Consider the following 25,524-nt stretch of genomic DNA (forward strand, 5'->3'; position numbering starts at 1 on the left):
GTGAATTTCGATGAAACCGGAAGGGAACCGCCCGCCGCAACCGCTTTCACGGCCACAACTGACGATTCCCCGACCCGGCCGGTAGAGGCCCCGCTCGCTGGGACCCGCCTTGGCGCATCCCGACTCCCGGCACCTCGATCGCAGCCGTTACAGCGTGCGCGGCACTTCGATACGCTCGAAGCACTCGATCTGGTCGCCCGGCTTGACGTCGTTGTAAGCCTTCACGCCAATACCGCACTCGGTACCGTTGCGAACTTCCTCGACGTTTTCCTTGAAGCGACGCAGCGATTCCAGCTCGCCCTCGAACACCACCACGCTGTCGCGCAGCACGCGGATCGGCTTGTTCCGCTTCACCACGCCTTCGATGATCATGCAGCCTGCAACCGCGCCGAACTTGGAGCTGCGGAACACGTCGCGAACCTGGGCGATACCGATGATCTCTTCGCGGATTTCCACGCCGAGCAGACCGGATGCCACCTGCTTCACCTGGTCGATCACGTCATAGATGATCGAGAAGTAACGCAGGTCAACGCCGTTGGATTCAATGATGCGACGGGCCGAAGCATCCGCACGCACGTTGAAGCCGATGACGGTGGCCTTGGAAGCCACGGCCGAGTTGGCGTCGGACTCGGTGATGCCGCCCACGCCGGAGTGGATCACGTTGATGCGGATGTCGTCGTTGGACAACGCAACCAGCGCCTGGCTCAGTGCCTGCACCGAACCCTGCACGTCGGCCTTGATCAACAGGTTCAGCACCTGCTGGCCTTCGCCCTTGCCCAGCTGCGACATGATGTCTTCCATGCGGCTGCCGGCAGTGGCGACCAGGCGCGACTCGCGACGCTTGGTTTCACGCGTCTGCGCGACGTCCTTGGCCAGACGCTCGTCTTCAACCACGACGAAGTCATCACCGGCTTCCGGCACACCCGACAGACCCAGCACCTGCACCGGAATCGACGGACCCGCTTCGGAGACCTGGGCACCGGTTTCGTCGAACAGTGCACGCACGCGGCCGTACTGGATACCACACACCAGGTAGTCGCCCTTCTTCAGCAGACCCTGTTGCACCAGCACCGTTGCGATCGGGCCACGGCCCTTGTCCAGCGAGGATTCGATGACCACGCCGTTGGCGCGGCCGTCGGCCACGGCCTTCAGTTCCAGCACTTCGGCCTGCAGCGAAATTGCATCCAGCAGGTCGTCGATGCCCTGGCCAGTCTTGGCCGAGATCTCCACCATCTGCACATCGCCACCGAAGTCTTCGGCCACGACCTGCTCGGCAAGCAATTCGTTCTTGACACGCATCGGGTCGGCGGACGACTTGTCGATCTTGTTGATCGCCACCACGATCGGCGCGTTTGCGGCGCGAGCGTGCTGGATGGCTTCCTTGGTCTGCGGCATCACGCCATCGTCGGCGGCGACAACCACCACCACGATGTCGGTCAACTGCGCACCACGGGCACGCATCGAGGTGAACGCGGCGTGGCCCGGGGTATCGAGGAAGCTGATCACGCCCTTCGGCGTGGTCACATGGTAAGCACCGATGTGCTGGGTGATGCCACCGGCTTCGCCATTGGCAACCTTGGTGCGGCGCATGTAGTCCAGCAGCGAGGTCTTGCCGTGATCGACGTGGCCCATGATGGTCACGACCGGTGCACGCGGCACCGCCACGCGCTCATCAGCGCCAGTGATGGCCAGCAGTGCGTCTTCAGCATCGTTGGCGTTGGCGCGAACCACGTTGTGGCCGAGCTCTTCGACAACCAGTGCCGCAGTGTCATGGTCGATGGTCTGGGTGATGGTCGCCATCACGCCCATCTTGAACAGCGCCTTCACCACCTCGCCGCCCTTGAGCGCGAGCTTCTGCGCCAGATCGGCGACGGTGATGGTGTCGCCAACGGCGACTTCACGCACCACCGGTGCGGTCGGACGTTCGAAGGCGTGGCTGCCACCACCACTACGTGCTGCTTCATTGCCACGGCGGCCCTGCGGTGCACGCGCACCCGGACGACCGCGCGAATTCGTGTTGCTGCTGTTGCCACGACGGGCACGGTCAGACGCCGACAGGTGCAGCTGGCCACCGAAACGGTTGCCATCCCCACCTTCGTTGCGCTTGCCTGACTTTGCATTGGCATTGGCGTTGTTGCCACGCTCCTCGCGGGCGGGCGCGCGGGCCGGTGCAGCAGCGGCCGGGCGTGCGGCGCGCGGCGCCGGCGCTTCAACTTCGGGTGCCGGCTTTGCAGCAGCGGCCTTGGCGGCGGCTTCAGCAGCAGCCTTCTCGGCCTCGATGCGTGCGGCTTCGGCTTCCTCGGCGGCCTTCTTGGCTGCAATGCCTTCGTCGCGGGCACGATCCTTCTCGGCCAGCATGCGCTGTTCGTCGAGATTGCGCTGGCGCGATTCTTCGAGCTTGCGCAGGATGTCTGCGCGCTCTTCGTCCGGCGTCATTGCAGGCTTGCCACCTTCCGGCTTGGTGTAAGTACGCTTCTGGCGCACTTCCACATTGACGGTGGTCTTGCTGCGGCCAGCGTTGACGGTCACTTCCTGATGTTTGCGGCGGTTCAGGGTGATCTTCTTGGCTGCGGCTTCGGCGTCTTCGACCGGCTGCTCTTCCTTGCCATGCGAACGGCGGAGGAAGCCAAGCAGCTTCACTTTCTCGGTACTGGTCACGACCTGGTCGGGACCGCTGAACTTCATCCCGGCCTGGGACAGCTGCTCAAGCAGTTTCTCGACCGGCGTGTTGACCAGTTCGGCGAGCTTGCGGATGGTGGTTTGCTGCGACATTCGGATCCTATGATCTTGTTTGCGCCCCCTCGTCACGAACGAAGGCAGCGCGGAGTCTACGCCCTGAGCGGCTCAGGGCACTGTTCATCGCTGGCTCATTCGCCGCGCTCCAGGCGGGCGATCTCCTCGGCGCGGGCTGCCAGGACCAACGCCGCGGCGCGCTCCAGATCCATGCCCTCGATGCCGAACTCCAGAACCTCGTCGGCAGCCAGATCCGACAGATCCTCACTTGTGCGCACGCCGTGGCCAGCCAGCGCGTACGCGGTCGCCTCATCCATGCCCTTCAGTGCCAGCAGATCTGCTGCCGGCACACCGCCGTCAGCACCCTCTTCCACCGCCAGCGCTTCATTGAGCAGCGCATCGCGGGCGCGGGCGCGGAGTTCTTCGACGATATCTTCGTCGAAGCCTTCCACTGCCAGCAACTCACCAACCGGCACGTAGGCGATTTCTTCCACCGTACCAAAACCTTCGGACACCAGGATGCCGGCGATTTCTTCGTCCACTTCCAGCTTGTCCATGAACAGCTGTCGGGCGACGCCCTGTTCGGCTTCCGACTTGGCGGTTACCTGGTCCTGGGTCATCACATTCAGCTGCCAACCGGTCAGGCGGCTGGCCAGACGCACGTTCTGGCCGCCCTTGCCGATTGCCTGGGCCAGACGGTCTTCCGCCACGGCCAGGTCCATCGAATGCTTTTCTTCGTCAACGATGATCGACTGCACTTCAGCCGGTGCCATCGCGTTGATGACGAAGTTGGCCGGGTTTTCATTCCACAACACGATATCCACGCGCTCACCATTGAGCTCGTTGGACACCGCCTGCACGCGCGAACCGCGCATGCCGATGCAGGCGCCGATCGGATCGGTGCGGCTGTCATGGGCCAGCACGGCGATCTTGGCGCGGTCGCCCGGGTCACGTGCACAGGCCTTGATCTCAACCAGGCCCTGGCCGACTTCCGGCACTTCCAGCTTGAACAGCTCGATCATGAATTCCGGGGCAGCGCGGCTGATGAACAGCTGCGGGCCACGCGGCTCCGAACGCACTTCAGCCAGGTAACCGCGCACGCGGTCGCCGGCACGCAGCACGTCACGCGGAATGCCCTTGTCCTTCGGAATGAAGGCTTCGGCATTGCCACCCAGATCGACATAGATGTTGCCACGCTCAGCGCGCTTGACCACACCGGTGACCAGTTCGCCAACGCGGTCCTTCCATGCATCCACCACCTGCTGGCGCTCGGCTTCGCGCACGCGCTGGACGATGACCTGCTTGGCAGCCTGCGCTGCGATACGGCCGAAATCGGGGTTTTCAATCTGCTCTTCGATGTAGTCGCCGACTTCAACGCCGTCGGCTTCATCGATAGCGTCCATCAAACGGATCTGACGGTCCGGCGACTCCATCACGACGTCATCAGCGACCACTTCCCAGCGACGGAAAGTTTCGTAGGTGCCGTCCTTGTGGTTGATCGAAACGCGCGCCAGGACTTCTTCCTCGGCATAACGCTTCTTCGCGGCAGAAGCCAGTGCGGCCTCGATCGCGTCAAAAATGACCTCACGCGGCACGCCCTTCTCGTTGGCGACTGCGTCAACTACCAGCAAAAGTTCCTTGCTCATCGGCTCACTCCGCGCGCGGCTTTTTGGCCGCCGTTTCGTTATTGGAATTATTCTTGGTCTTGCCCTGCTTGGGGGCCGGACCCGTCGGTTTGGTCGGTGCCAGGCCCAAAGCGGCCCAGTCCGGAATGATGCGTGCCTTGTCGATGTTGTCGAACGAAGCCACGAACGGCTTGTTGTCGACCACGAAGGTCACCGTGCCCTGCTCCTGGTCAACCGCGGCAATTTCACCCTGCAGGCGACGGCGGTTTTCCTGCGGCAGCTTCAAGCCGACCTTGGCGGATTCACCAATGGCGCGCTCGAACTGCTCCAGCGAGAACAACGGACGGTCCACGCCCGGCGAAGACACTTCCAGCGTGTAATTGCCGCTGATCGGGTCCTCGACGTCCAGCTGCGCGGAAACCTCGCGGCTCACCCGCTCGCAGTCTTCAACGTTGACCATGCGCTCAGGCTGCTCAGCCAACGGCACGTCGATATACAGGCGCAACGTTGCGCCGCCCGGGGCCGGCAGATATTCGGCGCCAAGCAACTCGAGCCCCAACGCCTGCACGGTGGGGCCCAGCAGATTCGCGATTTCAGTAGCCTTGTCGCTCACAGCCAGCCTTGATTCGTAAGTTAGAGAACGGTTGTCACCCAACCGGGGTTTCTGATTTCCAGAAACAGCAAAGGGCCCAAATGGGCCCTTTGTCCGTTTGGATCCGATGACCGGATCCCGGTTGCAAGAACGGAAGCAGCCGTTCTTGCGAGCCCAACTTTTGCCTCATCAACACATCGTGTTGCAAAGACCGAAGCTGGTAGCGGGGGCAGGATTTGAACCTGCGACCTTCGGGTTATGAGCCCGACGAGCTGCCAGACTGCTCCACCCCGCATCAGAAGCGGAATTATGAAGTAACCAAGCCGATAATGCAAGACTTATTTACTTCGCGTTTCTCTCAAGAAGCTGGAGAAACCCGGAAAAACCCTTCCGGTTGAACCACTTATCAGGTGGTTCCGACCTTTCCGCTAGGCGGTTAGGTCGTCAACTCAGGAGATGAATAATACACACTTCGCGCAGATTTGTAACGTTTTTTATTACAAATGTGCAAAAGAATTGCGCATCCACTCCATGATCGGGCCCAAACCGAGCGGCAGGAACAGCAACAGCACGGAATTCACGCCCAGCACGATACCCAGGATGCGGTCATTGTTGCGCGGCAGCGGCTCACCTACCGGCTCATCGAAGTACATGACCTTGATGACGCGCAGGTAGTAGAAGCAACCAATCACCGCACACAACACACCAACCATGGCCAGCCACAGCAGGCCACCGTTGACGGCCGCGCTCAGCACCGACAGCTTGGTCCAGAAGCCCAGGAACGGTGGGATGCCGGCCAGCGACGCCATGATGCACAGGACCAGGCCGGCCATCCACGGGCTGCGTGCGTTCAGGCCCTTGAAGTCTTCGATGTTCTCAGCCTCAAAACCGGCACGCGACATCGCGATGATCGCGCCGAATGCCGCGGTCGACATGATGGCGTAGGCGATGGCGTAGAACAGCGCGGCCGAATAGCCCGCCTCGCCGCCGCCGGCGATACCCATCAGCAGGAAGCCGATGTGCGACACGGTCGAGTACGCCAGCATGCGCTTCAGGTTGGTCTGGGCGATCGCCATCAGGTTACCGATGACCAGCGACAGCGCGGCCAGGCCGGCCAGCACGTACTGCAGCTCGGTCGACAGCGGGCCAACGCCCATTTCCAGCAGGCGGTAAGCCATGCCAAATGCAGCCAGCTTCGGTGCCGAGCTGATGAACAGCGCGATCGGAGCGGGGGCGCCCTGATACACGTCTGGCAGCCACATGTGGAACGGTGCCGCGCCGAGCTTGAAGGCAACGCCGGCGACCATGAACACCGCACCGGTCAACAACAGCAGGCGCTCATCGGAATGGGCGATGGAAGCGTGGATCACGTCCAGGTGCAGCGAGCCGGTGGCGCCATAGATCAGCGACATGCCGTACAGCAACAAGCCAGAGGCCAGCGAACCGAGCACGATGTACTTCATGCCAGCTTCGGCAGCGAGCTTGTTCTCACGATTGCTGGCAACCAGCGCATAGGAACACAGCGCCAGCAGCTCCAGGCCCAGGTAGACCATCAGCAGGCTGCCGGCCGAAACCAGGATCATCATGCCGGCGGTGGCGAACAGGATCAGCACCGGGATCTCGCCCTGGTACAGATTGCGCTCGCGCAGGTAGCTCCAGCCGTAGATCAGGCTCAGGCCACTGACCAGCACCACGACGGTCTTCATGACGTCGGCAGCGTTGTCGCGGATGAACATCCCGTGGAACACCTCGCCCTGCCCGCCCGCGCCGTTCAGCAGCATGATGAAGGCGACAGCGAGGATCGCCACCGAAATGAAGTGGGTCCAGACCTTGTGCCTGGCGCTGATGAACAGATCAAGGATCAGCAGGGCAAAGGCACCGCCAATCACTACCAGTTCGGGCAGCAACGGCAGCAGGTCGGTCATGGTCAACGGCAGAGGCGTCGGCGTGGTCATCATCAAATCCTGGAATCAATACTCTCGACGAGCCGCTTACAGCAGCTTGCTTGAAGCGATCTGCATCGCCAGATGGGCGATGGACGGCTCCATCAGATCGGTCAGCGGCTTGGGATAGAAGCCCAGCACCAGCGTACCGACCGCAAACACGGTCATTACCAGCCACTCGCGACCATTCATATCCTTCAGCTCGGCGACGTGGGCATTGCCCACTTCACCGAAGAACACGCGCTTGTACAGCCACAGCGAATAAGCAGCACTGATGATCAGCGTGGTCGCGGCGCCCAAAGCAACCAGCGGGTTCCACTGGAATGCAGCCAGCACGATCATGAACTCGCCAACGAAGCCGCTGGTACCCGGCAGGCCGGAGTTGGCCATGAAGAACAGCAGTGCGAACGCTGCGAACCACGGCATCACATTGACCACGCCGCCGTAATCGGCGATGCGGCGACTGTGCATGCGGTCATACAGCACGCCCACGCAGGAGAACATCGCGCCGGACACAAAGCCGTGCGAGATCATCTGCACCATGGCGCCCTGCAGGCCCAGGCGGGCTGCATCGGCACTACCGGCGTCACGAACCAGCCACAGCGCAATGAACGTACCCAGAGTGACGAAACCCATATGTGCGACCGACGAATAAGCAATCAGCTTCTTCATGTCGTCCTGCACCATCGCCACCAGGCCGACGTAGATCACCGCCACCAGCGACAGCGCGATCACCAGCCAGGCCCACTCGTGACTCGCGTCCGGAACGATCGGCAGGTTGAAGCGCAGGAAGCCGTAGCCACCAATCTTCAGTGCGATCGCGGCCAGGATCACCGAACCGGCGGTCGGCGCCTCAACGTGCGCGTCCGGCAGCCAGGTGTGCACCGGGAACATCGGCACCTTGACCGCGAAAGCGATCAGGAAGGCGAAGAATATCCAGGTCTGCTCCTTGCCCGACAGCTGCAGCTGATACAGGTCAACCAGCTGGAAGCTGCCGCCCTTCAGGTACAGATAGATCAGTGCCACCAGCATCAGCACCGAGCCGAGGAAGGTGTACAGGAAGAACTTCATCGCCGCGTAGATACGACGCGGACCGCCCCAGACGCCGATGATCAGGAACATCGGGATCAGCATGGCTTCGAAGAACACGTAGAACAGCATCGCGTCGGTGGCTGCGAAAATGCCGACCGTCACGCCTTCCAGGATCAGGAAGGCGGCCACGTACTGGTTGACGCGTTTGTCGACCACGCCCCAGGCACCGATCAGTGCCAACACGCCGATCAGCGTGGTCAGCAGGATCAGGGCAATGGCGATACCGTCGACGGCCAGGTTGTAGCCGATGTCGAACGCCGGGATCCAGGGATGCTGTTCGACGAACTGCATCACATCGGCAGCGGCGCGGTCGTAACCGCTGAGCAGACCGAGGCTGAGCAGGAAAGTGAGCAGTGCCACCGCCAGGGACGCCCAACGGGCGGCCTGGGCGTTGCGCAGAGCCAGGATCAATGCGCCGCCGATGATCGGCAGCCAAATGAGAATACTAAGTAGAGGCCAGTTCGACACGTCTTCTATTCCGTACAGGTCAACGCCAGAAATGCATCAGCACGCCCAACAGGGCAATCAGGCCGATGATCATCGCGAACGCGTAGTGGTAGAGGAAACCGGATTGGGTGCGGCGCAACAGGTTGGCAGCCAGGTCGACCAGACGCGCCGAACCATTGACCATCACCCCATCAACGACCGTGCTATCAACGGCACGGGCGGCCTTGCCGAGCTGCACACCACCGCCGGCAAAGCCGTCGATCCAGAGCTTGTCGAAGCCGTACTTGTTTTCCAGCACCGAAACCACCGGTGCAAGGGTCTTGCGAGCCTGTCCTGCCAGTTCCGGCTTCCAGATGTAGAACACCCAGGCCAGCGCGAAACCTGCAACCGTCAGCCAGAACGCCGGCATCTGCATGCCGTGTATCGCATAGGCCACCGAACCGTGCCAGAACTCCTTGCCGACTTCGGCAATGGTGTCACGCGCCGGGTCGTAGAAGTCGACGATGCCGGTGAAGAACGACATGGCCTGGCCGGGAATGCCGCCAGCGGCAGCATGGCCGTCCCAACCGGTACCAAACAGCATCGGGCCGATGGTGAAGAAGCCGATCAGGATGGACGGGATCGCCAGCAGGATCAGTGGCACGGTCACCACCAGCGGCGACTCGTGCGGCTCGTGCGCACCGTGACCGTGGTGGTCATCGTGGCCGTGGCCATGATCGGCGTGGTGATCATCATGTGCGTCGCGGAAGCGTTCCTTGCCGAAGAAGGTCAGGAACAGCAGGCGGAAGCTGTAGAAACTGGTGACGATGACGCCACCGAGCACCGCCCAGTAACCGTACAGGGCAACCCAGCCAGCATCGGCAGCATGCGCGTGCATCGCGGCAGCTTCGATGATGGTGTCCTTCGAGTAGAAACCGGCGAAGAACGGCGTACCCACGAGGGCCAGCGTACCGATCCACATGGTGATGTGGGTGATCGGCATGTATTTGCGCAGGCCGCCCATCTTCATCATGTTCTGCTCATGGTGCATGCCCATGATCACCGAACCGGCACCCAGGAACAGCAGCGCCTTGAAGAAGGCGTGGGTCATCAGGTGGAACACGGCGCCCGAGTAGGCCGACACGCCCAGTGCAACCGTCATGTAGCCCAGCTGCGACAAGGTGGAGTACGCAACCACGCGCTTGATATCGGTCTGCACGATGCCGATCAGGCCGGTGAAGAACGCGGTGGTGGCACCGATGAAGAGGATGAAGTCCAACGCGGTCTGCGACAGCTCGAACAGCGGCGACATACGGGTGACCATGAAGATACCCGCCGTGACCATGGTCGCGGCGTGGATCAGTGCCGAGATCGGGGTCGGGCCTTCCATTGAGTCCGGCAGCCACACGTGCAACGGCACCTGTGCCGACTTGCCCATCGCACCGATGAACAGGCAGATGCAGATGATGGTCGCCACGCTCCACTGGTTGTCGCCGATCAGCTGCACCATGGCGTGACCGGTCGTGTCGGTGCCCAGCACGGTGCTGGCATTGGCGAACACGGTGGCGTAGTCCAGCGAGCCAAAGGCCCACAGGATGCCAGCGATGCCGAGCAGGAAGCCGAAGTCACCAACGCGGTTGACCAGGAAGGCCTTCATGTTGGCGAAAATGGCGGTCGGCTTCTTGAAGTAGAAACCGATCAACAGGTACGACACCAGGCCCACCGCTTCCCAGCCAAAGAACAGCTGCAGGAAGTTGTTGCTCATCACCAAGGTGAGCATCGAGAAGGTGAACAGCGAGATGTAGCTGAAGAAACGCTGGTAGCCGTCGTCTTCGGACATGTAGCCGATCGAGTAGATGTGGACCAGCAGCGACACGAAGGTCACCACCACCATCATCATCGCGGTCATGCGGTCGATCATGAAACCGACGTGGGCCGCGTACTGGCCGACTTCAAAGAAGGTGTAGACGTTCTGGTTGTACGGCTGTGCCCCGCCCCACAACAGCTGGGAGAAGATGTAAGCCGACAGGCCGCAGCTGATGGCCACGCCCAGGATGGTGATGTACTGGGCGCCCTTGCGCCCCACCTGACGACCGAACAGGCCGGCGATGATGCTGCCGAACAGCGGTGCAAGCACCACTGCAATCAACAGACTCTTGGAGAGAGTGATTTCCATCTTCGGATCAGCCCTTCAGCGAATCGACTTCGCCCACGTTGATGGTGTGGCGAGTACGGAACAAGGTCACCAGGATCGCGAGGCCGATTGCAGCTTCGGCTGCGGCCACGGTCAGGATGAAGAACACGAACAGCTGACCGGCGGTGTCGCCCAGCTCACGCGAGAAGGCGATGAAGTTGATGTTCACCGACAACAGCATCAGTTCGATCGACATCAACAACACGATGATGTTCTTGCGGTTGAGGAAGATGCCGGCGACGCTGATGCAGAACATCACCGCGCCCAGCGCAAGCATATGGCCCAGGGAAATCATGGCTTGGCCTCCTCGCCACCGTCATGTTGCGTATCGACCTGCACCACCGGCTTCTCGGCGGCCATCTTGACCATGCGCAGGCGGTCTTTTGCCTTGGTCATGGTCTGCTCGGTCGGGTTCTGCGTCTTCAGGCCTTCACGGCGACGCAGGGTCAGCATCACAGCTGCCACCACGGCCACGGTCAGGATCACGGCCGCGAACTCGAACGGCAGCAGGTATTCAGTGAACAGGCTGCGTGCCAGCCAGGTGATGTTGGACGTATCGGCGGCCACCGCAGCGGCGTTGTCCACCGGGAACGGCGCGGTACGTGCCTTGACCCCGATCAGGGTCAGCATCTGCACCAACATCACCACCGCGACCACCAGGCCGACCGGCAGGTAACGCACCCAGCCTTCACGCAGGTTGGTGGTATCGATGTCCAGCATCATCACCACGAACAGGAACAACACCATCACCGCGCCAACGTAGACCAGCACCAGGGTGACACCGAGGAACTCGGCCCCCACCAGCAACCAGACGCAGGCAATGGAGAAGAAGGTCAGGATCAAGCACAGCACGGCGTACACCGGGTTGCGCACACTGATCACCGCTGCCGCGGAAATGCCGGCAATGATGGAGAAGAACCAGAAACAAATATTTACCCAATCCATCTCAAGACCTCAGCGGAAGGCGGCGTCGGCGGCACGGCGCTCGGCGATTTCGGCTTCAAGCCGGTCGCCAATTGCCAGCAGCTGCGGCTTGGTGATGACGTTCTCGCCACGCTTCTCGAAGTGGTACTCGAGAATGTGGGTCTCGACGATCGAGTCCACCGGGCAGCTTTCTTCGCAGAAGCCGCAGAAGATGCACTTGAACAGATCGATTTCGTAACGCGTGGTACGGCGGGTGCCGTCTTCGCGCTTGGCCGAGTCGATGGTGATCGCCAGTGCCGGGCACACCGCTTCGCACAGTTTGCAGGCAATGCAGCGTTCTTCACCGTTGGGGTAACGCCGCAGGGCGTGCAGGCCACGGAAACGCGGCGACTGCGGGAACTTCTCCATCGGGTACATCACGGTGTACTTGGGCTTGAACGTGTATTTCAACGTCAGCCACAAGCCGCCGAGCAACTCCAGGAGCAGCAGGCTTTTGAAATAGTGGGTGATCTTATTCATGAATCAAACGCCCTTCTGGATCACGCCGTAGAACACCATCAGTGCCGTCACCGCGATCCAGAAAATGGTCAGCGGGATGAACACCTTCCAGCCCAGACGCATGATCTGGTCATAACGGAAGCGCGGGAAGCTGGCACGGAACCAGATGTACGCACTGGCGAAGAACAGCACCTTGAGCAGCAGCCACGGCCAACCGCCGGTCCAGATCCAGTTGATCCACGGCGAGATGTCGGCCGTGATCCAACCCTGGAGCGGGCTCAGCCAGCCACCGAGGAAGAAGATCGAGATCAGGAAGCTGACCAGGATCATGTTGGCGTACTCGGCCAGGAAGAACAGTGCGAACGCACCGCCGGAGTACTCCACCATGTGACCGGCAACGATTTCCGACTCGCCTTCCACCACGTCGAACGGCGCGCGGTTGGTTTCGGCAACGCCGGACACCCAGTACACGACGAACAGCGGGAACAGCGGCAGCAGGAACCAGTCGAACAGACCCGAACTACCCTTCTGCGCCAGCACGATATCGGTCAGGTTCAAGCTGCCGGCAGCAATCATCACGCCGACCAGAGCAAAGCCCATTGCGATTTCGTAGCTGACCACCTGAGCGGCCGAACGCATCGCACCGAGGAAGGCGTACTTGGAGTTGGAGGCCCAACCGGCGAGGATCACGCCATACACGCCCAGCGAGGTCATCGCCAGCAGGTACAGCAGACCGACGTTGGCGTTGGACAGCACCAGCTTGTAGTCGAACGGAACCACTGCCCACGCCGCGAACGACGGTGCCAGCACGATCAGCGGCGCGATGATGTACATCGCCTTGTGTGCGCTGGCCGGGGCAATGATTTCCTTGAACAGCAGCTTGGTGACGTCGGCGAAGGCCTGCAGCAGGCCGCCCAGACCGACATACATCGGCCCGTGACGCACGTGCATCCAGCCGATCAGCTTGCGCTCCCACAACACGTAGAAGGCAACCGAAATGATCACCGGCATGGCGATCAAGAGGATCTTGATCACCGTCCACAGCACGATACCGATGTCACCCAGGGACATGAACCACTGGAACAAGGGCTCGATCGCGTTTAACAGCAACTCGTTCATGCAGCCACCACCGTTACCCGAGCGGCACCCAGCGGCGCGGTTGCGCCGTGGCCCGATTCAATCCACACCGTACCGGCGGCGACGCGCGCGTCGACCACAACCGACAGCGTGGCGCGACCAGCGTCGGTACCGACCTTGGCCATCTGACCTTCGCTCAGCTGCAGACGCGCGGCGTCATCGGCATTGAGCACGATGCGTGGGTCGTTGTTGAGCGGATGCGACTGCAGCGCCTGCGCACGACGCACGACAGCATCGGTACGGTAGATCGCCGGGGTCGAAGCCACTTCGAAGCCCTCGCCTGCCAGCTGCGGCTGCGCCGAAGCAGCAACCTTGACCGAGACCGGCTGCAGGCCGGCACGCAGGCCTGCCAGATCGGTGAAACCGAAGCCGGCCAACTGCATGTCACCACCCAGCGCACGCAGCACGCGCCAGCCCTCGCGGGCCTCGCCCTGCAGCTTGCCGCCAGCACGGGCGACCTGGTTGCGGCCATCCAGATTGGTCAGCGTTGCGTCGATTTCCGGCAGCGCGCCAATCGGCAGGATCACATCGGCGACATCGCGGGTCGAGGCGCAGGCGAAGTGGCTGAAGGCCACGACCTTGGCACCGGCCAGCGCCTTGCGGGCAGCGGCGGTATCGGCGAAGTCCAGGCCCGGCTCGATGCCGTACAGGGCATAGGCCTTGCGCGGCTGCGCCAGCATTGCATTGACATCCTTGCCGGCCGGCAGCACGCCAACCTGGGCCAGGCCCACGGCATTCGCACCCTGCGGGATGCGGCACAGCTTGGCGCCGGTGGCAGTGGCAAACGCGCTGGCAGCGGCACGGATGGCAGCGGCCTGCGGGTGATTCTCAGCAATCGCGCCGACGATGATGACGGTGTTGTTGCCGCCCTTCACCGCGTCGACCAGCTGCGCATTGCCCAGCGTCTCGACGAAGCGCGACGGTGCAACGATGTGCTTGCCAGCCAGCTTGAACGCGAAGTCGAAATCGACCGGGTTGATCGAATGAATCTTGGCGCCGTTGCTGGTCTGCGCCTTGCGCAGGCGAGCGTGCAGCAGCGGCAGCTCGTGGCGGATATTGCTACCCAGCACGACGATCTGATCGGCGTGTTCGATATCGGCCAGCGACATGCCAAACGCTTCGGCAACCGGTGCATCGGAGAAGTCGCGGTTGTTGATGCGGTGGTCGATGTTGTTCGAACCCAGGCCAGCGGCCAGGCGGGCCAGCAATGCACCCTCCTCGTTCGAGGTAGCCGGGTGCACCAGCACGCCGAGCTCGTCGCCACGGTTGGCTTCGAAGATTTCGCGGGCAGCGGCCAGACCTTCGGCCCAGCTCACTTCCTTCCACTCGCCATTGACCTTCTGCAGCGGCTTGACCGCGCGGTCGGCCGCATACAGGCCCTGGTGCGAATAACGATCGCGATCGGACAGCCAGCACTCGTTGACCAGCTCGTTGTCACGCGGCACCGCACGCAGCACTTCGCCGCGACGGGTGTGCAGGAACAGGTTCGAGCCCATCGCGTCGTGGTAACCCAGCGATTCGCGTGCGGTCAGCTCCCACGGACGTGCCTTGAACTGGAACACCTTGTTGGTCAGCGCGCCGACCGGGCACACGTCGATGACGTTGCCGGACAGCTCGGTGGTCAACGGCTTGCCGTCGTAGGTGCCGATCTGCAGGTTTTCACCACGCGACATGCCACCCAGCTCGTAGGTGCCAGCGACTTCAGCGGTGAAGCGCACGCAACGGGTGCACTGGATGCAGCGGGTCATCTCGGTGGCGACCAGCGGCCCCATGTCCTCGTCGACCACGACGCGCTTGCGCTCGTTGAAGCGGCTGACCGAACGGCCGTAACCCAGCGACACGTCCTGCAGCTCGCACTCGCCGCCCTGGTCGCAGATCGGGCAGTCCAGCGGGTGGTTGATGAGCAGGAACTCCATCACCGAACGCTGGTACTTGAGCGCCTTCTCGTTGCGGGTCTGGATCTTCATGCCATCCATGACCGGGGTAGCGCAGGCCGGCGACGGCTTGGGCGACTTTTCAACGTCGACCAGGCACATGCGGCAGTTTGCAGCGATCGGCAGCTTCTCGTGGTAGCAGAAGCGAGGAATCGGGATGCCAGCCTTGTCGGCGGCCTGGATGATCATCGAACCCTTGGGTACGACCAGGGACTGACCATCGATATCGATGGTCACGTGATCCGGCGGTACATTGGGATTTACCGGTTGCGCGCTCATGCGGCAGCAGTCTCCACCTTCTTGCCGTCAACCATCGAATGACCGTTGACGATGTAGTACTCGAATTCGTTCCAGAACTGGCGCAGGAAGCCTTGAATCGGCCACGCTGCCGCCTCACCGAACGCACAGATGGTGTGGCCTTCAATCTGCCCGGCAACCGTCTTCAGCTGATGCAGGTCTTCCATCGTCGCCTGGCCGGCGACGATGCGCTCCAGCACGCGGTGCATCCAGCCGGTGCCTTCACGGCACGGGGTGCACTGGCCACAGGATTCCTTGTGGAAGAACTGGCTGATGCGGCAGGCGAACTTGACGCAGCAGACGCTGTCATCCAGCACCACGATGGCACCCGAACCCAGGCCAGAGCCCAGTGCACGGATGGTGTCGTAGTCCATCGCCAGCCCATTGAGCTGCTCGGCGGTCAGCACCGGCATCGACACGCCGCCGGGGATTGCGCCCTTCAGCTTGCGGCCCGGACGCAGACCACCGGCCATTGCCAGCAGGTCGTCGAAGGTGGTGCCCAACGGAACTTCGAAGTTGCCGCCCTTGGTCACGCAGCCGGAGACCGAGAAGCACTTCGGGCCGCCGTTATTGGTCAGGCTCAGGTTCTTGAACCACTCCGCGCCGTTGCGGATGATCGCTGGCACCGAGGCATAGGTCTCAGTGTTGTTGATCGTGGTCGGCTTGCCGTACAGGCCGAAGTTGGCCGGGAACGGCGGCTTGTAACGCGGCTGGCCCTTCTTGCCTTCCAGCGATTCCATCAGTGCGGTTTCTTCGCCGCAGATGTAGGCGCCGGCGCCGAGTGCGCCATAGATATCGATGTCGCAACCGCTGCCCAGCACGTTCTTGCCCAGCCAGCCGTGCTTGTAGGCATCGGCCAGGGCCTGCTCGAAGTGCTCGAACGGCTCGTGGTGGAACTCACCGCGCAGGTAGTTGTACGCCGCGGTCGAGCCGGTGGCGTAGCAGGCAATCGCCATGCCTTCCACGACCGAATGCGGGTTGTAGCGCAGGATGTCGCGGTCCTTGCAGGTGCCCGGCTCGGATTCATCCGAGTTGCAGAGGATGTACTTCTGCACATCACCCTTGGGCATGAAGGACCACTTCAGGCCGGTCGGGAAGCCAGCGCCGCCACGGCCACGCAGGCCGGACTGCTTGACCATCTCGATGACGTCGGCCGGCGGGATCTTCTCTTCGAGGATCTTGCGCAGCGCGGCGTAGCCACCGGTCTTCAGATAGCTTTCGTACGACCACGGGGTGTCGTAATGCAGCGTGGTGTAGACCACGTTGTGCGGAAGCGGCGCCGGTCCGACCGGGCCCTTGGATTCGTGGTGTGCCATGCCTTACTCCAGCCCGTCCAGCAGCGCATCGACCTGGTCCAGCGTCAGGCGCTCGTGGTAGTGACCGTTGATGACCATCATCGGCGCACCGGCGCAGCCAGCCAGGCACTCTTCCTCTTTCTTGAGGTAGACGCGGCCGTCAGCGGTCGATTCACCGTGCTTGATGCCCAGCTTCTTCTCGCAATGGCGGACGATGTCGTCGGCGCCATTGAGCCAGCAGCTGACGTTGGTGCAGATCGCGACGTTGTTGCGGCCAACCTTCTCGGTCTCGAACATCGAGTAGAAGGTTGCAACTTCGTACGCCCACACGAACGGCAGGTCCAGGTACTTGGCCACGCCGGCGATCAGCTCGTCGCTCAGCCAGCCCTGGTTCTGCTCCTGTGCGGCATGCAGACCCTGCAGCACCGCAGAACGCTTGCGATCCGGCGGGAACTTGGACAGCCAGTGATCGATGTGAGCGCGCGTCTTGTCGCTCAACACCACCATCGGGTCGACGTTGCGCGCCGCCTCGAAATTACCCGTCGCCTTCATAGGCCGACCTCAACGAATACCAAAAGCTGAAAAACCGATGCCTGCGGCGGCTGGACCGCGCAGGCAACGGACGATGTCTGATCCGCCGGCATTACCGGTCAACCTCACCGAACACGAGGTCGTAGGTGCCGATCATTGCCACCACGTCGGCCAGCATGTGACCGCGCACGACCGAATCGATCGAGGACAGGTGGGCGAAGCCCGGCGCGCGCAAGTGGGCGCGGAACGGCTTGTTGGCACCGTCGGAGACCAGGTAGCAGCCGAACTCGCCCTTGGGCGCTTCAACCGCCGCATAGGTTTCGCCAGCCGGCACGCAGTAGCCTTCGCTGAACAGCTTGAAGTGATGGATCAGCGCTTCCATGTCGTCCTTCATCTCGGCGCGAGCAGGCGGGGCAACCTTGAAGTTCTTGACCATCACCGGGCCCGGATTGGCCTTCAGCCAAGCCACGCACTGCTTGATGATGCGGTTGGATTCACGCATCTCGGCAATACGCACCAGGTAACGGTCGTAGCAGTCGCCCTTGGTGCCCAGCGGCAGGTCGAAATCGACCGCGTCGTACTTGGCGTACGGCTGCTTCTTGCGCAGATCCCAGGCAATGCCCGAACCACGCAGCATCACGCCGGTCATACCCCAGGCCAGCGCGTGTTCCGGGGTAATAACGCCGATGCCGACGGTACGCTGTTTCCAGATACGGTTATCGGTCAGCAGGGTTTCGTACTCGTCGACGCGACCCGGGAACTCCTTGGTGAAATTCTCCAGGAAGTCGAGCAGCGAGCCCTCGCGCGAAGCATTCAGACGCTTCAGAGCATTGCCCTTGTGCCAACGCGACTCCTTGTACTTCGGCATCGTGTCCGGCAGGTCACGGTACACGCCGCCCGGGCGGTAGTACGCCGCGTGCATGCGCGCGCCAGAGACTGCTTCGTAGCAGTCCATCAGCTCTTCGCGCTCACGGAAGGCATACAGCATCACCGCCATCGCGCCCAGATCGAGCGCGTTGGAACCCAGCCACATCAAGTGGTTCAAGATGCGGGTGACTTCGTCGAACATGGTGCGGATGTACTGCGCACGCTCCGGCACTTCGATACCCACCAGGGTTTCGATGGCACGGACATAGGCGTGCTCGTTGCACATCATCGAGCAGTAATCCAGGCGATCCATGTAACCGATCGACTGGTTGAACGGCTTGGACTCGGCCAGCTTCTCGGTCGCGCGGTGCAGCAGGCCGATATGCGGATCGGCGCGCATGATGGTCTCGCCGTCCATTTCCAGGATCAGGCGCAACACACCGTGCGCAGCCGGGTGCTGCGGGCCGAAGTTCATGGTGTAGTTGCGGATTTCCTGCTTCGCTTCGGCAGGATTGCTCGCAAAGGCCTGCGAAGCCTGGTGGAATTCCTTCTTTACGTCCGCACTCACTTGCTTGCCTCCGTCTGCGCGCGCTCGCCTTCAGCGGTCTGGAAACGGGCATCGTCGCGGATAACACGCGGCACGCCTACGCGCGGCTCGACCGAAGTCACCGGCTCGTAGACCACACGCTTCTTTTCTTCGTCGTAACGCACTTCGACGTTGCCGATCAGCGGGAAATCCTTGCGGAAAGGATGGCCCACGAAACCGTAGTCGGTCAGGATGCGACGCAGGTCCGGGTGACCTTCGAAGATCACGCCATACAAGTCGAACGCTTCGCGCTCGAACCAGTTCAGGCCCGGATAGATGTCGGTCAGCGAGGCCACCACCGGCAGCGATTCGCTGGGTGCGTAGCAACGGATGCGCAGCAGCTGGTTGTGCTGGTAGGAGCGCAACTGGCAGACCACCGCGAAACGCTGTTTCGGCAGTGCGTCCGGCTGGGCACCTTCGGCGGTTTCGTGGCTGGGGAATTCACCCCAGGCGAAACGGCCCGCGCCATTGCCCTCCACGCCACGGCTGAAGCCGTGCGAGGAAACGTCCGAGGTATCCCACTCGTCGCTGCCGTAACCAAGGTAATCGACGCCGCACAGGTCGGTGGCGTGCTCGAAACCGAATTCGTCACGCAGCGCCAGAGCGGTTGCGTGCCAATCGGCAACAGCCACTTCCAGCGTTACTTCGCCGCGCGGTTCGACCACCACAACCTGCGCACCGGCAAAACGGGCGCGAAGTTTATCGATGAGAGAAGGTGCTTGCTGGGCCATGGGGGCTGGCGTGCTCTTGATTTGAAAGGGGGTCAGCGTGCGATGGTCTGGGTACGCCAGATCTTCTTCTGCAGCTGCAAAATGCCGTACACCAGCGCCTCGGCGGTCGGCGGGCAACCCGGGACGTAGACGTCCACCGGCACCACACGATCGCAACCGCGCACCACTGCATAGGAATAATGGTAATAACCGCCACCGTTGGCGCAGCTACCCATCGAGATGACCCACTTCGGGTCCGGCATCTGGTCGTAGACCTTGCGCAGCGCCGGGGCCATCTTGTTGACCAGGGTGCCGGCCACGATCATCACGTCGGACTGTCGCGGCGAGGGACGGAACACCACACCGTACCGATCAAGGTCCAGGCGCGCCGCACCGGCATGCATCATTTCCACCGCGCAGCAGGCCAGACCGAAGGTCATGGGCCACATCGAGCCGGTACGTGCCCAGTTCAACAGCGCGTCAACGCTGGTGGTCACATAGCCCTTCTCGAGCAGGGGGTTGTCGCCTTCAGGCCGCAGAATGTCATCAACCCGCCCTTCCGGGACGGGGTTGTTCATCAGGCCGTCGAGAGTTTGGATCACTCCCATTCCAGCGCTCCCTTCTTCCACACGTAGATAAAGCCGAGGAACAGCATGCCCACGAACAAGCCCATGGTGACCAGCGAACGCGCGCCGAGCTCCATGAACACCTGGGTCCAGGGCACAATAAAGATGATTTCCAGGTCAAAGACGATGAACTGGATGGCGATGAGGTAGTAGCGCACATCGAACTTCATGCGCGCGTTCTCGAACGCCTCGAAGCCACACTCGTAGGCGGAGAGCTTCTCGGTGTCCGGCGAACGCGGAGCGAGGAACCGACCGATCAACATCAGCGCAACGCCGATGCCGGTGGCGACGATCAGAAACAGCAGAGACGGCAAATATTCGGCCAGCACAGCGATTCTCTCTTGCCTCTGCCCGGGACACCTGCAGGTGCCAAGGCATGGGGGATGAACGGGACTTGCCACGACGGGTAGCTGCTGCAACCCGTGTACCCGCATAAAACAATGGTGCCCAAGAGGGGACTCGAACCCCTACGACCTAAGTCGCTACCACCTCAAGGTAGTGCGTCTACCAATTCCGCCACCTGGGCTTACGTCAGCGCAGCTGCTTCGCAGTGCGCCGCGTATTGTAACCGTCTTCAGTCTTTCTGTGCGGGTTCAGCGGGCTTTTCTTCGCTCTTGGCAGGAATATTTTCCGCCGGAGCCGTTGCCTGCGGCACTTCACCCACCGCTGCGGCAGCCGGAGCTGCCGGAACGGCCTGCAACTCACCCGCCGGGGCCGCCGGCGCCGCAGTTTCAACCGTACTCATCAGGCCCACGCCCTGGTCCGTCGGACGCGAGCCGTGGCTGGCATACCACGCCATGAACAAGCTGATGCCGAAAAACACCACGGCCAGCCACTTGGTGCTCTTGGACAGGAAGTTGGACGCGCCACGCGCACCGAACACCGTACCCGACGCACCGGCACCAAAACCCGAACCAGCGGCAGCACCAGAGCCACGCTGCATCAGGATCAGCGCGATCATCGCAAGCGCCACCAGTACATAGACCACATTGAGGATCAACATCAGCATTTTTGAAATCCGTCCCGGACAATTACCCGTTAGCGACTGGCGGCTGCCCTCGCGATGGCCAGAAAATCAGCCGCCACCAGCGAAGCGCCACCTACCAGCCCGCCATCGACGTCAGGCTGTGAAAACAGCTCTGCTGCGTTGTCGGGCTTGACGCTGCCGCCATAAAGGATCGACAACGAATCGGCGATTCTAGCATCGCGCTCGGCGACTACGCCACGAATGAACGCATGCACGGCCTGCGCCTGCTCCGGCGAGGCGGTACGGCCAGTGCCAATTGCCCAGATTGGCTCGTACGCCACCACAGCCTTGGCGAAGGCCTGGACCCCGGCCAGATCCAACACCGGCGCCAGCTGCGAGGCGATCACCGCCTCGGTCTGCGCAGCCTCCCGCTGCTCCAGCGTCTCACCAACACATAAGACTGGCACCAGGCCTGCATTGATCGCGGCAACGAACTTGCGCGCAACCAGTTCACTGCTTTCGTTGTGGTACTGGCGACGCTCGGAGTGACCGACCAGACCATGGGTGGCGCCGACGTCTACCAGCATGCTGGCCGAAACCTCGCCCGTGTAGGCCCCCTTTTCGTTGCTGCTGACGTCCTGCGAGCCAAAAGCCAGCTCTGTCTCCTCGAAATCCTCGACCAGATCTCCCAGGTAGGGCAGCGGCGGCAGGATCACCAGACTCACACCAGGCAGCGGCAGGCCCGCGGCCACCTGCCCGACCAGATCGGTGGCGAATTGCCGGCTGCCATGCAGCTTCCAGTTACCAGCAACGATTTTTTGGCGCATTCAGGCATAACTCCCCGGTAAAAAGTATCGGCAAAGGATAGCCGATATGCGGACATCGGCAGGACAAGCTGCAGACAACGGAAGACAAGACGCAAAAACGCCGCCGGGCCTGGGCCGCGGCGGCGCGATAGGACAGCTGGCGAAACCAGCGCCGGCTTACTTCAGCTTGATTTCGCGCAGGCGCTCTTCCAGGAAGCCATGGGCGGTAATCGCCTCCGGATAGCGGCTCGGATTCTCCGCAGTGATGCACGAAGGCAACACGTCGATCAGGAAGTCCGGGTTCGGGTGCAGGAAGAACGGCACCGAGTAGCGCGGCTTGCGTGCCAGCTCACCCGGGGGATTGACCACGCGGTGGATGGTGGACGGGTACACATGGTTGGTCAGGCGCTGCAGCATGTCGCCGATGTTGACCACGATGGTGTCGGCGTCGGAGGTGAACGGGACCCACTCACCTTCATGCGACTGCACTTCCAGACCGGCCGCACTGGCACCGACCAGCAAGGTGATGAAGTTGATGTCGCCATGTGCGCCAGCGCGCACGTTGGGGATGTCATCGGTGGTGATCGGCGGATAGTGGATCGGGCGCAGGATCGAGTTGCCGTTGTTGGTCTTGTCGGCAAAGAAGGTCTCGGGCAGGCCAATGTGCAGGGCCAGGGCCGACAGCACGCGCGAGCCCAGCTGGTCCAGCTTCTGGTACAGGCCGTACCCATGCTCCTTGAAGCCGGGGACTTCGCTCGGCCACAGGTTCGGCGGCATCACCTCACGGTACTTGGAGTCATCGGCGATCTCGCGGCCGATATGCCAGAACTCCTTCAGGTCGAAATGCTTGGAGCCCTTGGCGGTTTCCACGCCGAACTGGGTATAGCCACGCGCACCGCCGCCGCCAGCGATGTGGTACTGCTTCTTCACATCTTCAGGCAGCGCGAAGAATGCCTTGAACACGTCATACGCGGCGTCGATCTCCGCCTGCGGGATGCCGTGGTTGCGAATACCCGCAAAACCCCACTGACGATACGCCGCGCCCAGTTCGGCCACGAAGGCCTCACGGTCGGTATCGAAACGGGTGATGTCGAGGGTGGGAATGCGGGAACTCATACAAAACTCCAAAGAAGGGAACGGGACGCCGGCTATTGAAACCGACGTCCCGGCAACACCACTATGATCCAGCTCAAACCTGTGCGGCAGCCGAACGAACCGCCTCGGCCAGCGCCTCAAGCGTAGCGCTCATCAGCCCGGCCTCATCGGCCTCGACCGTGACCCGCACCACCGGCTCGGTACCCGACGGCCGCAGGAATGCCCTGCCCCGCCCCGCCACCGCCGCCTGCGCGGCCGCCAGCGCGGCCTGTACCGGCGCACTGGCAACGACTTCGCGTGCGCCCGTTTCCAGACGAATATTGATGGTTTTCTGCGGCACCATTACCAGTCCCTGCAGGGCCTGGCGCAGGTTCATGCCGGCATCGCCCAGCACCTCCAGCACCTGCAAGGCACTGACGATGGCATCGCCGGTGGTCGCGCGGTCCAGGCACAGGATGTGCCCGGAGGCTTCGCCACCGAGCACCCCATCCCCCTCGACCAGGGCCTGGTGCACGTAACGGTCACCGACATTGGCGCGGACGAACGGGATACCCAGGCGCTCCAGCGCCTGTTCCATCCCGTAGTTGGTCATCAGCGTACCGACCACCGGACCACGCAGGCGGCAATTGGCCTGCCACGCCTTGGCCAGCACGTAGAGCAGACCATCACCGTCTACCGCCGCACCGGTGTGATCGACCATCAATACGCGGTCACCATCACCGTCGAAGGCAATGCCGATATCGGCGCCAACCTCGACCACTTTGCGTGCCAGGCTGTCGATGTGCATGGAGCCGACGCCATCATTGATGTTGATGCCATTGGGCTCGGCACCGATCGCGGTCACTTCCGCGCCCAGCTCGCGGAACAGCAGCGGCGCGACGTGATAGGTGGCACCGTGCGCGCAATCGAGCACGACCTTGAGCCCACGCAGGTAGAAGTTGCGCGGCACGCTGGCCTTGCAGAACTCGATGTAACGACCCACTGCATCGCGCGCGCGAACCGCCTTGCCCAACTGCTCGGACTCCACCGTCGAGAACGGCTCATCCATCGCGGCTTCCAGCGCCAGCTCGGTGGCGTCGTCAAGCTTTTCGCCTTCGCCGGAGAAGAACTTGATGCCGTTGTCGTAATGCGGATTGTGCGAGGCACTGATCACGATGCCAGCATCGGCACCCAGCGTATGCGCCAGGAAGGCGACCGCCGGCGTCGGCATCGGTCCGATCAGCTGCACGTTGGCACCGGCAGCGACCAGACCCGCCTCCAGCGCCGATTCGAACATATAACCGGAGATGCGCGTGTCCTTGCCGATCACCACGGTCGGCTGTGCACCAGCGCTGCGTGCAACCAGCACGCGGCCCAGCGCATTACCTACGCGCAGCACGAAATCAGCAGAAATGACGCCCTTGCCGACCCGGCCACGGATGCCATCGGTACCGAAATACTTGCGCGCGCCCATCAGGCAGCGGCTTCCTCATGCTGCGGCTGACGCCCCAGCATGGCCAGCAGGTCGGCCAGGCGATCACGCATTTCGCGGCGATCACAGATCTGGTCGATGGCACCGTGCTCGAGCAGGAACTCCGAGCGCTGGAAGCCTTCCGGCAGCTTTTCGCGCACGGTCTGTTCGATCACGCGCGGGCCGGCAAAGCCGATCAGCGCCTGCGGCTCGGCGATATTGATATCGCCCAGCATCGCGAACGAGGCCGACACGCCACCGGTGGTGGGATGGGTCAGCACCGAAATGTAGGGCAGACCAGCTTCGCGCAGCTTGGCCAGCGCGGCCGAGGTCTTGGCCATCTGCATCAGCGAGAACAGGCCTTCCTGCATGCGCGCGCCACCGGAGGCGGAGAAGCACACGTAGGGCGAGCCGATTTCCAGTGCGGTTTCCGCGGCCAGCGCGAAGCGCTCGCCGACCACCGAACCCATCGAACCGCCCATGAAGGCGAAGTCGAAGGAAGACGCCACCAGCGGGCGGCCCTTCAGCAGACCGCGCATGGCGACCAGCGCGTCGTACTCGCCGGTGTTTTTCTGGCTGGCCTTGATGCGTTCGACGTATTTCTTCTGGTCCTTGAACTTGAGCACGTCGGTCGGCCCGAGGCGGGCAGCGATCTCGCTGGTGCTGTCAGCGTCAAACAACGAGGCCAGGCGCGCGCGCGCGCGTATGGCCATGTGGTGCCCGCACTTCGGGCAGACCTCAAGGTTTTCTTCCAGCTCCGGGCGGTACAGGGCCGCGCCGCAGCTGCTGCATTTTTCCCACAGCCCCTCGGGGACGCTGCGTTTTTTGGAGGGCGTGTTGTCGGTACGGATGCCGGACGGCATCAACTTGCTGAGCCAACTCATGCGGGATGACAATTCCGTTCAGGGTGGCCTCGCGGCCACGACAGGGCCCACAGTCTAGCTCACCACTGCGACCAAGTCGCAGCGCCGGATCTGGCGCAATCCCTACTGCCGCGTATGTTTGCAGCGCAGCACCAGGCCATGCCCGGCAGAAAGCTGGACCACTGCAGTGCCGAGCCATGCTCGGCAGAGGCCTTGCCGATAAAGCGTCCTTGTAGTGGGGGGGGGGGGGGGGGGGGGGGGGGGGGGGGGGGCGGGGGCGGCGGGCGGGGGGGGGGGCGGGGCGGCGCGGGCGGGCGCGGCGCGCCGGCGGCG

General features: G+C 62.5%; 22 protein-coding genes and 2 tRNA genes. All 24 read right to left on the bottom strand.

Features of this window, described 5'->3' with window-relative positions; all coding sequences use genetic code 11:
- Positions 1-147: 147 nt before the first annotated feature.
- A complete protein-coding gene (gene infB / locus ACVOMF_RS08665; protein ID WP_481508918.1) occupies positions 148-2,772 on the bottom strand; it encodes a translation initiation factor IF-2 in 2,625 nt (874 codons plus the stop codon).
- Between the two features lie 95 nt (positions 2,773-2,867).
- Positions 2,868-4,379 (bottom strand): transcription termination factor NusA, encoded by a 1,512-nt coding sequence (gene nusA, locus ACVOMF_RS08670; protein ID WP_481508919.1) that lies wholly within the window; start codon positions 4,377-4,379, stop codon positions 2,868-2,870.
- A 4-nt stretch (positions 4,380-4,383) separates the two neighbouring features.
- On the bottom strand, positions 4,384-4,971 hold the full coding sequence (gene rimP, locus ACVOMF_RS08675) for a ribosome maturation factor RimP (RefSeq protein WP_481508920.1): 588 nt from the start codon (positions 4,969-4,971) through the stop codon (positions 4,384-4,386).
- Between the two features lie 197 nt (positions 4,972-5,168).
- Positions 5,169-5,245, bottom strand: a tRNA-Met gene (locus tag ACVOMF_RS08680).
- A 202-nt stretch (positions 5,246-5,447) separates the two neighbouring features.
- Positions 5,448-6,905: an NADH-quinone oxidoreductase subunit NuoN gene (gene nuoN / locus ACVOMF_RS08685; protein WP_481508921.1), complete on the bottom strand. Its 1,458-nt coding sequence runs from the start codon at positions 6,903-6,905 to the stop codon at positions 5,448-5,450.
- 36 nt (positions 6,906-6,941) lie between these two features.
- Positions 6,942-8,453: an NADH-quinone oxidoreductase subunit M gene (locus ACVOMF_RS08690; RefSeq protein ID WP_481508922.1), complete on the bottom strand. Its 1,512-nt coding sequence runs from the start codon at positions 8,451-8,453 to the stop codon at positions 6,942-6,944.
- A gap of 19 nt (positions 8,454-8,472) precedes the next feature.
- Positions 8,473-10,587, bottom strand: coding sequence for an NADH-quinone oxidoreductase subunit L (gene nuoL / locus ACVOMF_RS08695; protein ID WP_481508923.1), 2,115 nt, complete (start codon positions 10,585-10,587; stop codon positions 8,473-8,475).
- 7 nt (positions 10,588-10,594) lie between these two features.
- Entirely contained in the window at positions 10,595-10,900 is a 306-nt protein-coding gene (gene nuoK, locus ACVOMF_RS08700; protein ID WP_054656949.1) for an NADH-quinone oxidoreductase subunit NuoK, read from the bottom strand.
- Positions 10,897-11,550: an NADH-quinone oxidoreductase subunit J gene (locus ACVOMF_RS08705; RefSeq protein ID WP_282268411.1), complete on the bottom strand. Its 654-nt coding sequence runs from the start codon at positions 11,548-11,550 to the stop codon at positions 10,897-10,899. Before ACVOMF_RS08705 ends, nuoK begins: the two co-directional genes overlap by 4 nt.
- Positions 11,551-11,559: 9 nt before the next feature.
- Positions 11,560-12,048: an NADH-quinone oxidoreductase subunit NuoI gene (nuoI, locus tag ACVOMF_RS08710; RefSeq protein ID WP_282268409.1), complete on the bottom strand. Its 489-nt coding sequence runs from the start codon at positions 12,046-12,048 to the stop codon at positions 11,560-11,562.
- A 3-nt stretch (positions 12,049-12,051) separates the two neighbouring features.
- The gene (gene nuoH, locus ACVOMF_RS08715; RefSeq protein WP_481508924.1) at positions 12,052-13,146 is read right to left on the bottom strand and encodes an NADH-quinone oxidoreductase subunit NuoH; all 1,095 of its coding nucleotides are present in this window, start codon (positions 13,144-13,146) and stop codon (positions 12,052-12,054) included.
- On the bottom strand, positions 13,143-15,377 hold the full coding sequence (gene nuoG, locus ACVOMF_RS08720) for an NADH-quinone oxidoreductase subunit NuoG (protein ID WP_481508925.1): 2,235 nt from the start codon (positions 15,375-15,377) through the stop codon (positions 13,143-13,145). Before nuoG ends, nuoH begins: the two co-directional genes overlap by 4 nt.
- Positions 15,374-16,711, bottom strand: coding sequence for an NADH-quinone oxidoreductase subunit NuoF (gene nuoF / locus ACVOMF_RS08725; RefSeq protein WP_282268405.1), 1,338 nt, complete (start codon positions 16,709-16,711; stop codon positions 15,374-15,376). Before nuoF ends, nuoG begins: the two co-directional genes overlap by 4 nt.
- 3 nt (positions 16,712-16,714) lie before the next feature.
- Positions 16,715-17,242 (bottom strand): NADH-quinone oxidoreductase subunit NuoE, encoded by a 528-nt coding sequence (gene nuoE / locus ACVOMF_RS08730; RefSeq protein ID WP_282268404.1) that lies wholly within the window; start codon positions 17,240-17,242, stop codon positions 16,715-16,717.
- A 91-nt stretch (positions 17,243-17,333) separates the two neighbouring features.
- On the bottom strand, positions 17,334-18,563 hold the full coding sequence (locus tag ACVOMF_RS08735) for an NADH-quinone oxidoreductase subunit D (RefSeq protein ID WP_282268443.1): 1,230 nt from the start codon (positions 18,561-18,563) through the stop codon (positions 17,334-17,336).
- Positions 18,564-18,652: 89 nt separating this feature from the next.
- Complete coding sequence (locus ACVOMF_RS08740) at positions 18,653-19,405, bottom strand: NADH-quinone oxidoreductase subunit C (RefSeq protein ID WP_481508926.1); 753 nt, start codon at positions 19,403-19,405, stop codon at positions 18,653-18,655.
- Positions 19,406-19,437: 32 nt separating this feature from the next.
- Positions 19,438-19,992, bottom strand: coding sequence for a NuoB/complex I 20 kDa subunit family protein (locus ACVOMF_RS08745; RefSeq protein ID WP_017354657.1), 555 nt, complete (start codon positions 19,990-19,992; stop codon positions 19,438-19,440).
- A complete protein-coding gene (locus ACVOMF_RS08750; protein ID WP_282268401.1) occupies positions 19,983-20,339 on the bottom strand; it encodes an NADH-quinone oxidoreductase subunit A in 357 nt (118 codons plus the stop codon). The genes ACVOMF_RS08745 and ACVOMF_RS08750 overlap by 10 nt, the downstream gene beginning before the upstream one ends.
- Before the next feature lie 112 nt (positions 20,340-20,451).
- Positions 20,452-20,536: transfer RNA gene (locus tag ACVOMF_RS08755), tRNA-Leu, on the bottom strand.
- A 48-nt stretch (positions 20,537-20,584) separates the two neighbouring features.
- The gene (secG, locus tag ACVOMF_RS08760; protein ID WP_481508927.1) at positions 20,585-21,019 is read right to left on the bottom strand and encodes a preprotein translocase subunit SecG; all 435 of its coding nucleotides are present in this window, start codon (positions 21,017-21,019) and stop codon (positions 20,585-20,587) included.
- A 29-nt stretch (positions 21,020-21,048) separates the two neighbouring features.
- A complete protein-coding gene (gene tpiA, locus ACVOMF_RS08765) occupies positions 21,049-21,804 on the bottom strand; it encodes a triose-phosphate isomerase (protein ID WP_481508928.1) in 756 nt (251 codons plus the stop codon).
- 156 nt (positions 21,805-21,960) lie between these two features.
- Positions 21,961-22,899 (bottom strand): isopenicillin N synthase family dioxygenase, encoded by a 939-nt coding sequence (locus tag ACVOMF_RS08770; protein ID WP_282268395.1) that lies wholly within the window; start codon positions 22,897-22,899, stop codon positions 21,961-21,963.
- A 73-nt stretch (positions 22,900-22,972) separates the two neighbouring features.
- Positions 22,973-24,331, bottom strand: coding sequence for a phosphoglucosamine mutase (gene glmM / locus ACVOMF_RS08775; protein WP_481508929.1), 1,359 nt, complete (start codon positions 24,329-24,331; stop codon positions 22,973-22,975).
- Complete coding sequence (accD, locus tag ACVOMF_RS08780) at positions 24,331-25,212, bottom strand: acetyl-CoA carboxylase, carboxyltransferase subunit beta (protein WP_481508930.1); 882 nt, start codon at positions 25,210-25,212, stop codon at positions 24,331-24,333. The genes glmM and accD overlap by 1 nt, the downstream gene beginning before the upstream one ends.
- Positions 25,213-25,524 lie beyond the last annotated feature (312 nt).

The sequence above is a fragment of the Stenotrophomonas sp. STEN022 genome (genome assembly GCF_056760155.1).

Bases quoted from the DNA above. Each gene is read 5' to 3' on its own strand.
- infB (WP_481508918.1), bottom strand. From the start codon at position 2,772: ATGTCGCAGCAAACCACCATCCGCAAGCTCGCCGAACTGGTCAACACG.
- nusA (WP_481508919.1), bottom strand. From the start codon at position 4,379: ATGAGCAAGGAACTTTTGCTGGTAGTTGACGCAGTCGCCAACGAGAAG.
- nuoN (WP_481508921.1), bottom strand. From the start codon at position 6,905: ATGACCACGCCGACGCCTCTGCCGTTGACCATGACCGACCTGCTGCCG.
- nuoL (WP_481508923.1), bottom strand. From the start codon at position 10,587: ATGGAAATCACTCTCTCCAAGAGTCTGTTGATTGCAGTGGTGCTTGCA.
- nuoK (WP_054656949.1), bottom strand. From the start codon at position 10,900: ATGATTTCCCTGGGCCATATGCTTGCGCTGGGCGCGGTGATGTTCTGC.
- ACVOMF_RS08705 (WP_282268411.1), bottom strand. From the start codon at position 11,550: ATGGATTGGGTAAATATTTGTTTCTGGTTCTTCTCCATCATTGCCGGC.
- nuoI (WP_282268409.1), bottom strand. From the start codon at position 12,048: ATGAATAAGATCACCCACTATTTCAAAAGCCTGCTGCTCCTGGAGTTG.
- nuoH (WP_481508924.1), bottom strand. From the start codon at position 13,146: ATGAACGAGTTGCTGTTAAACGCGATCGAGCCCTTGTTCCAGTGGTTC.
- nuoG (WP_481508925.1), bottom strand. From the start codon at position 15,377: ATGAGCGCGCAACCGGTAAATCCCAATGTACCGCCGGATCACGTGACC.
- nuoF (WP_282268405.1), bottom strand. From the start codon at position 16,711: ATGGCACACCACGAATCCAAGGGCCCGGTCGGACCGGCGCCGCTTCCG.
- nuoE (WP_282268404.1), bottom strand. From the start codon at position 17,242: ATGAAGGCGACGGGTAATTTCGAGGCGGCGCGCAACGTCGACCCGATG.
- ACVOMF_RS08735 (WP_282268443.1), bottom strand. From the start codon at position 18,563: ATGAACTTCGGCCCGCAGCACCCGGCTGCGCACGGTGTGTTGCGCCTG.
- ACVOMF_RS08740 (WP_481508926.1), bottom strand. From the start codon at position 19,405: ATGGCCCAGCAAGCACCTTCTCTCATCGATAAACTTCGCGCCCGTTTT.
- ACVOMF_RS08745 (WP_017354657.1), bottom strand. From the start codon at position 19,992: ATGGGAGTGATCCAAACTCTCGACGGCCTGATGAACAACCCCGTCCCG.
- secG (WP_481508927.1), bottom strand. From the start codon at position 21,019: ATGCTGATGTTGATCCTCAATGTGGTCTATGTACTGGTGGCGCTTGCG.
- tpiA (WP_481508928.1), bottom strand. From the start codon at position 21,804: ATGCGCCAAAAAATCGTTGCTGGTAACTGGAAGCTGCATGGCAGCCGG.
- ACVOMF_RS08770 (WP_282268395.1), bottom strand. From the start codon at position 22,899: ATGAGTTCCCGCATTCCCACCCTCGACATCACCCGTTTCGATACCGAC.
- glmM (WP_481508929.1), bottom strand. From the start codon at position 24,331: ATGGGCGCGCGCAAGTATTTCGGTACCGATGGCATCCGTGGCCGGGTC.
- accD (WP_481508930.1), bottom strand. From the start codon at position 25,212: ATGAGTTGGCTCAGCAAGTTGATGCCGTCCGGCATCCGTACCGACAAC.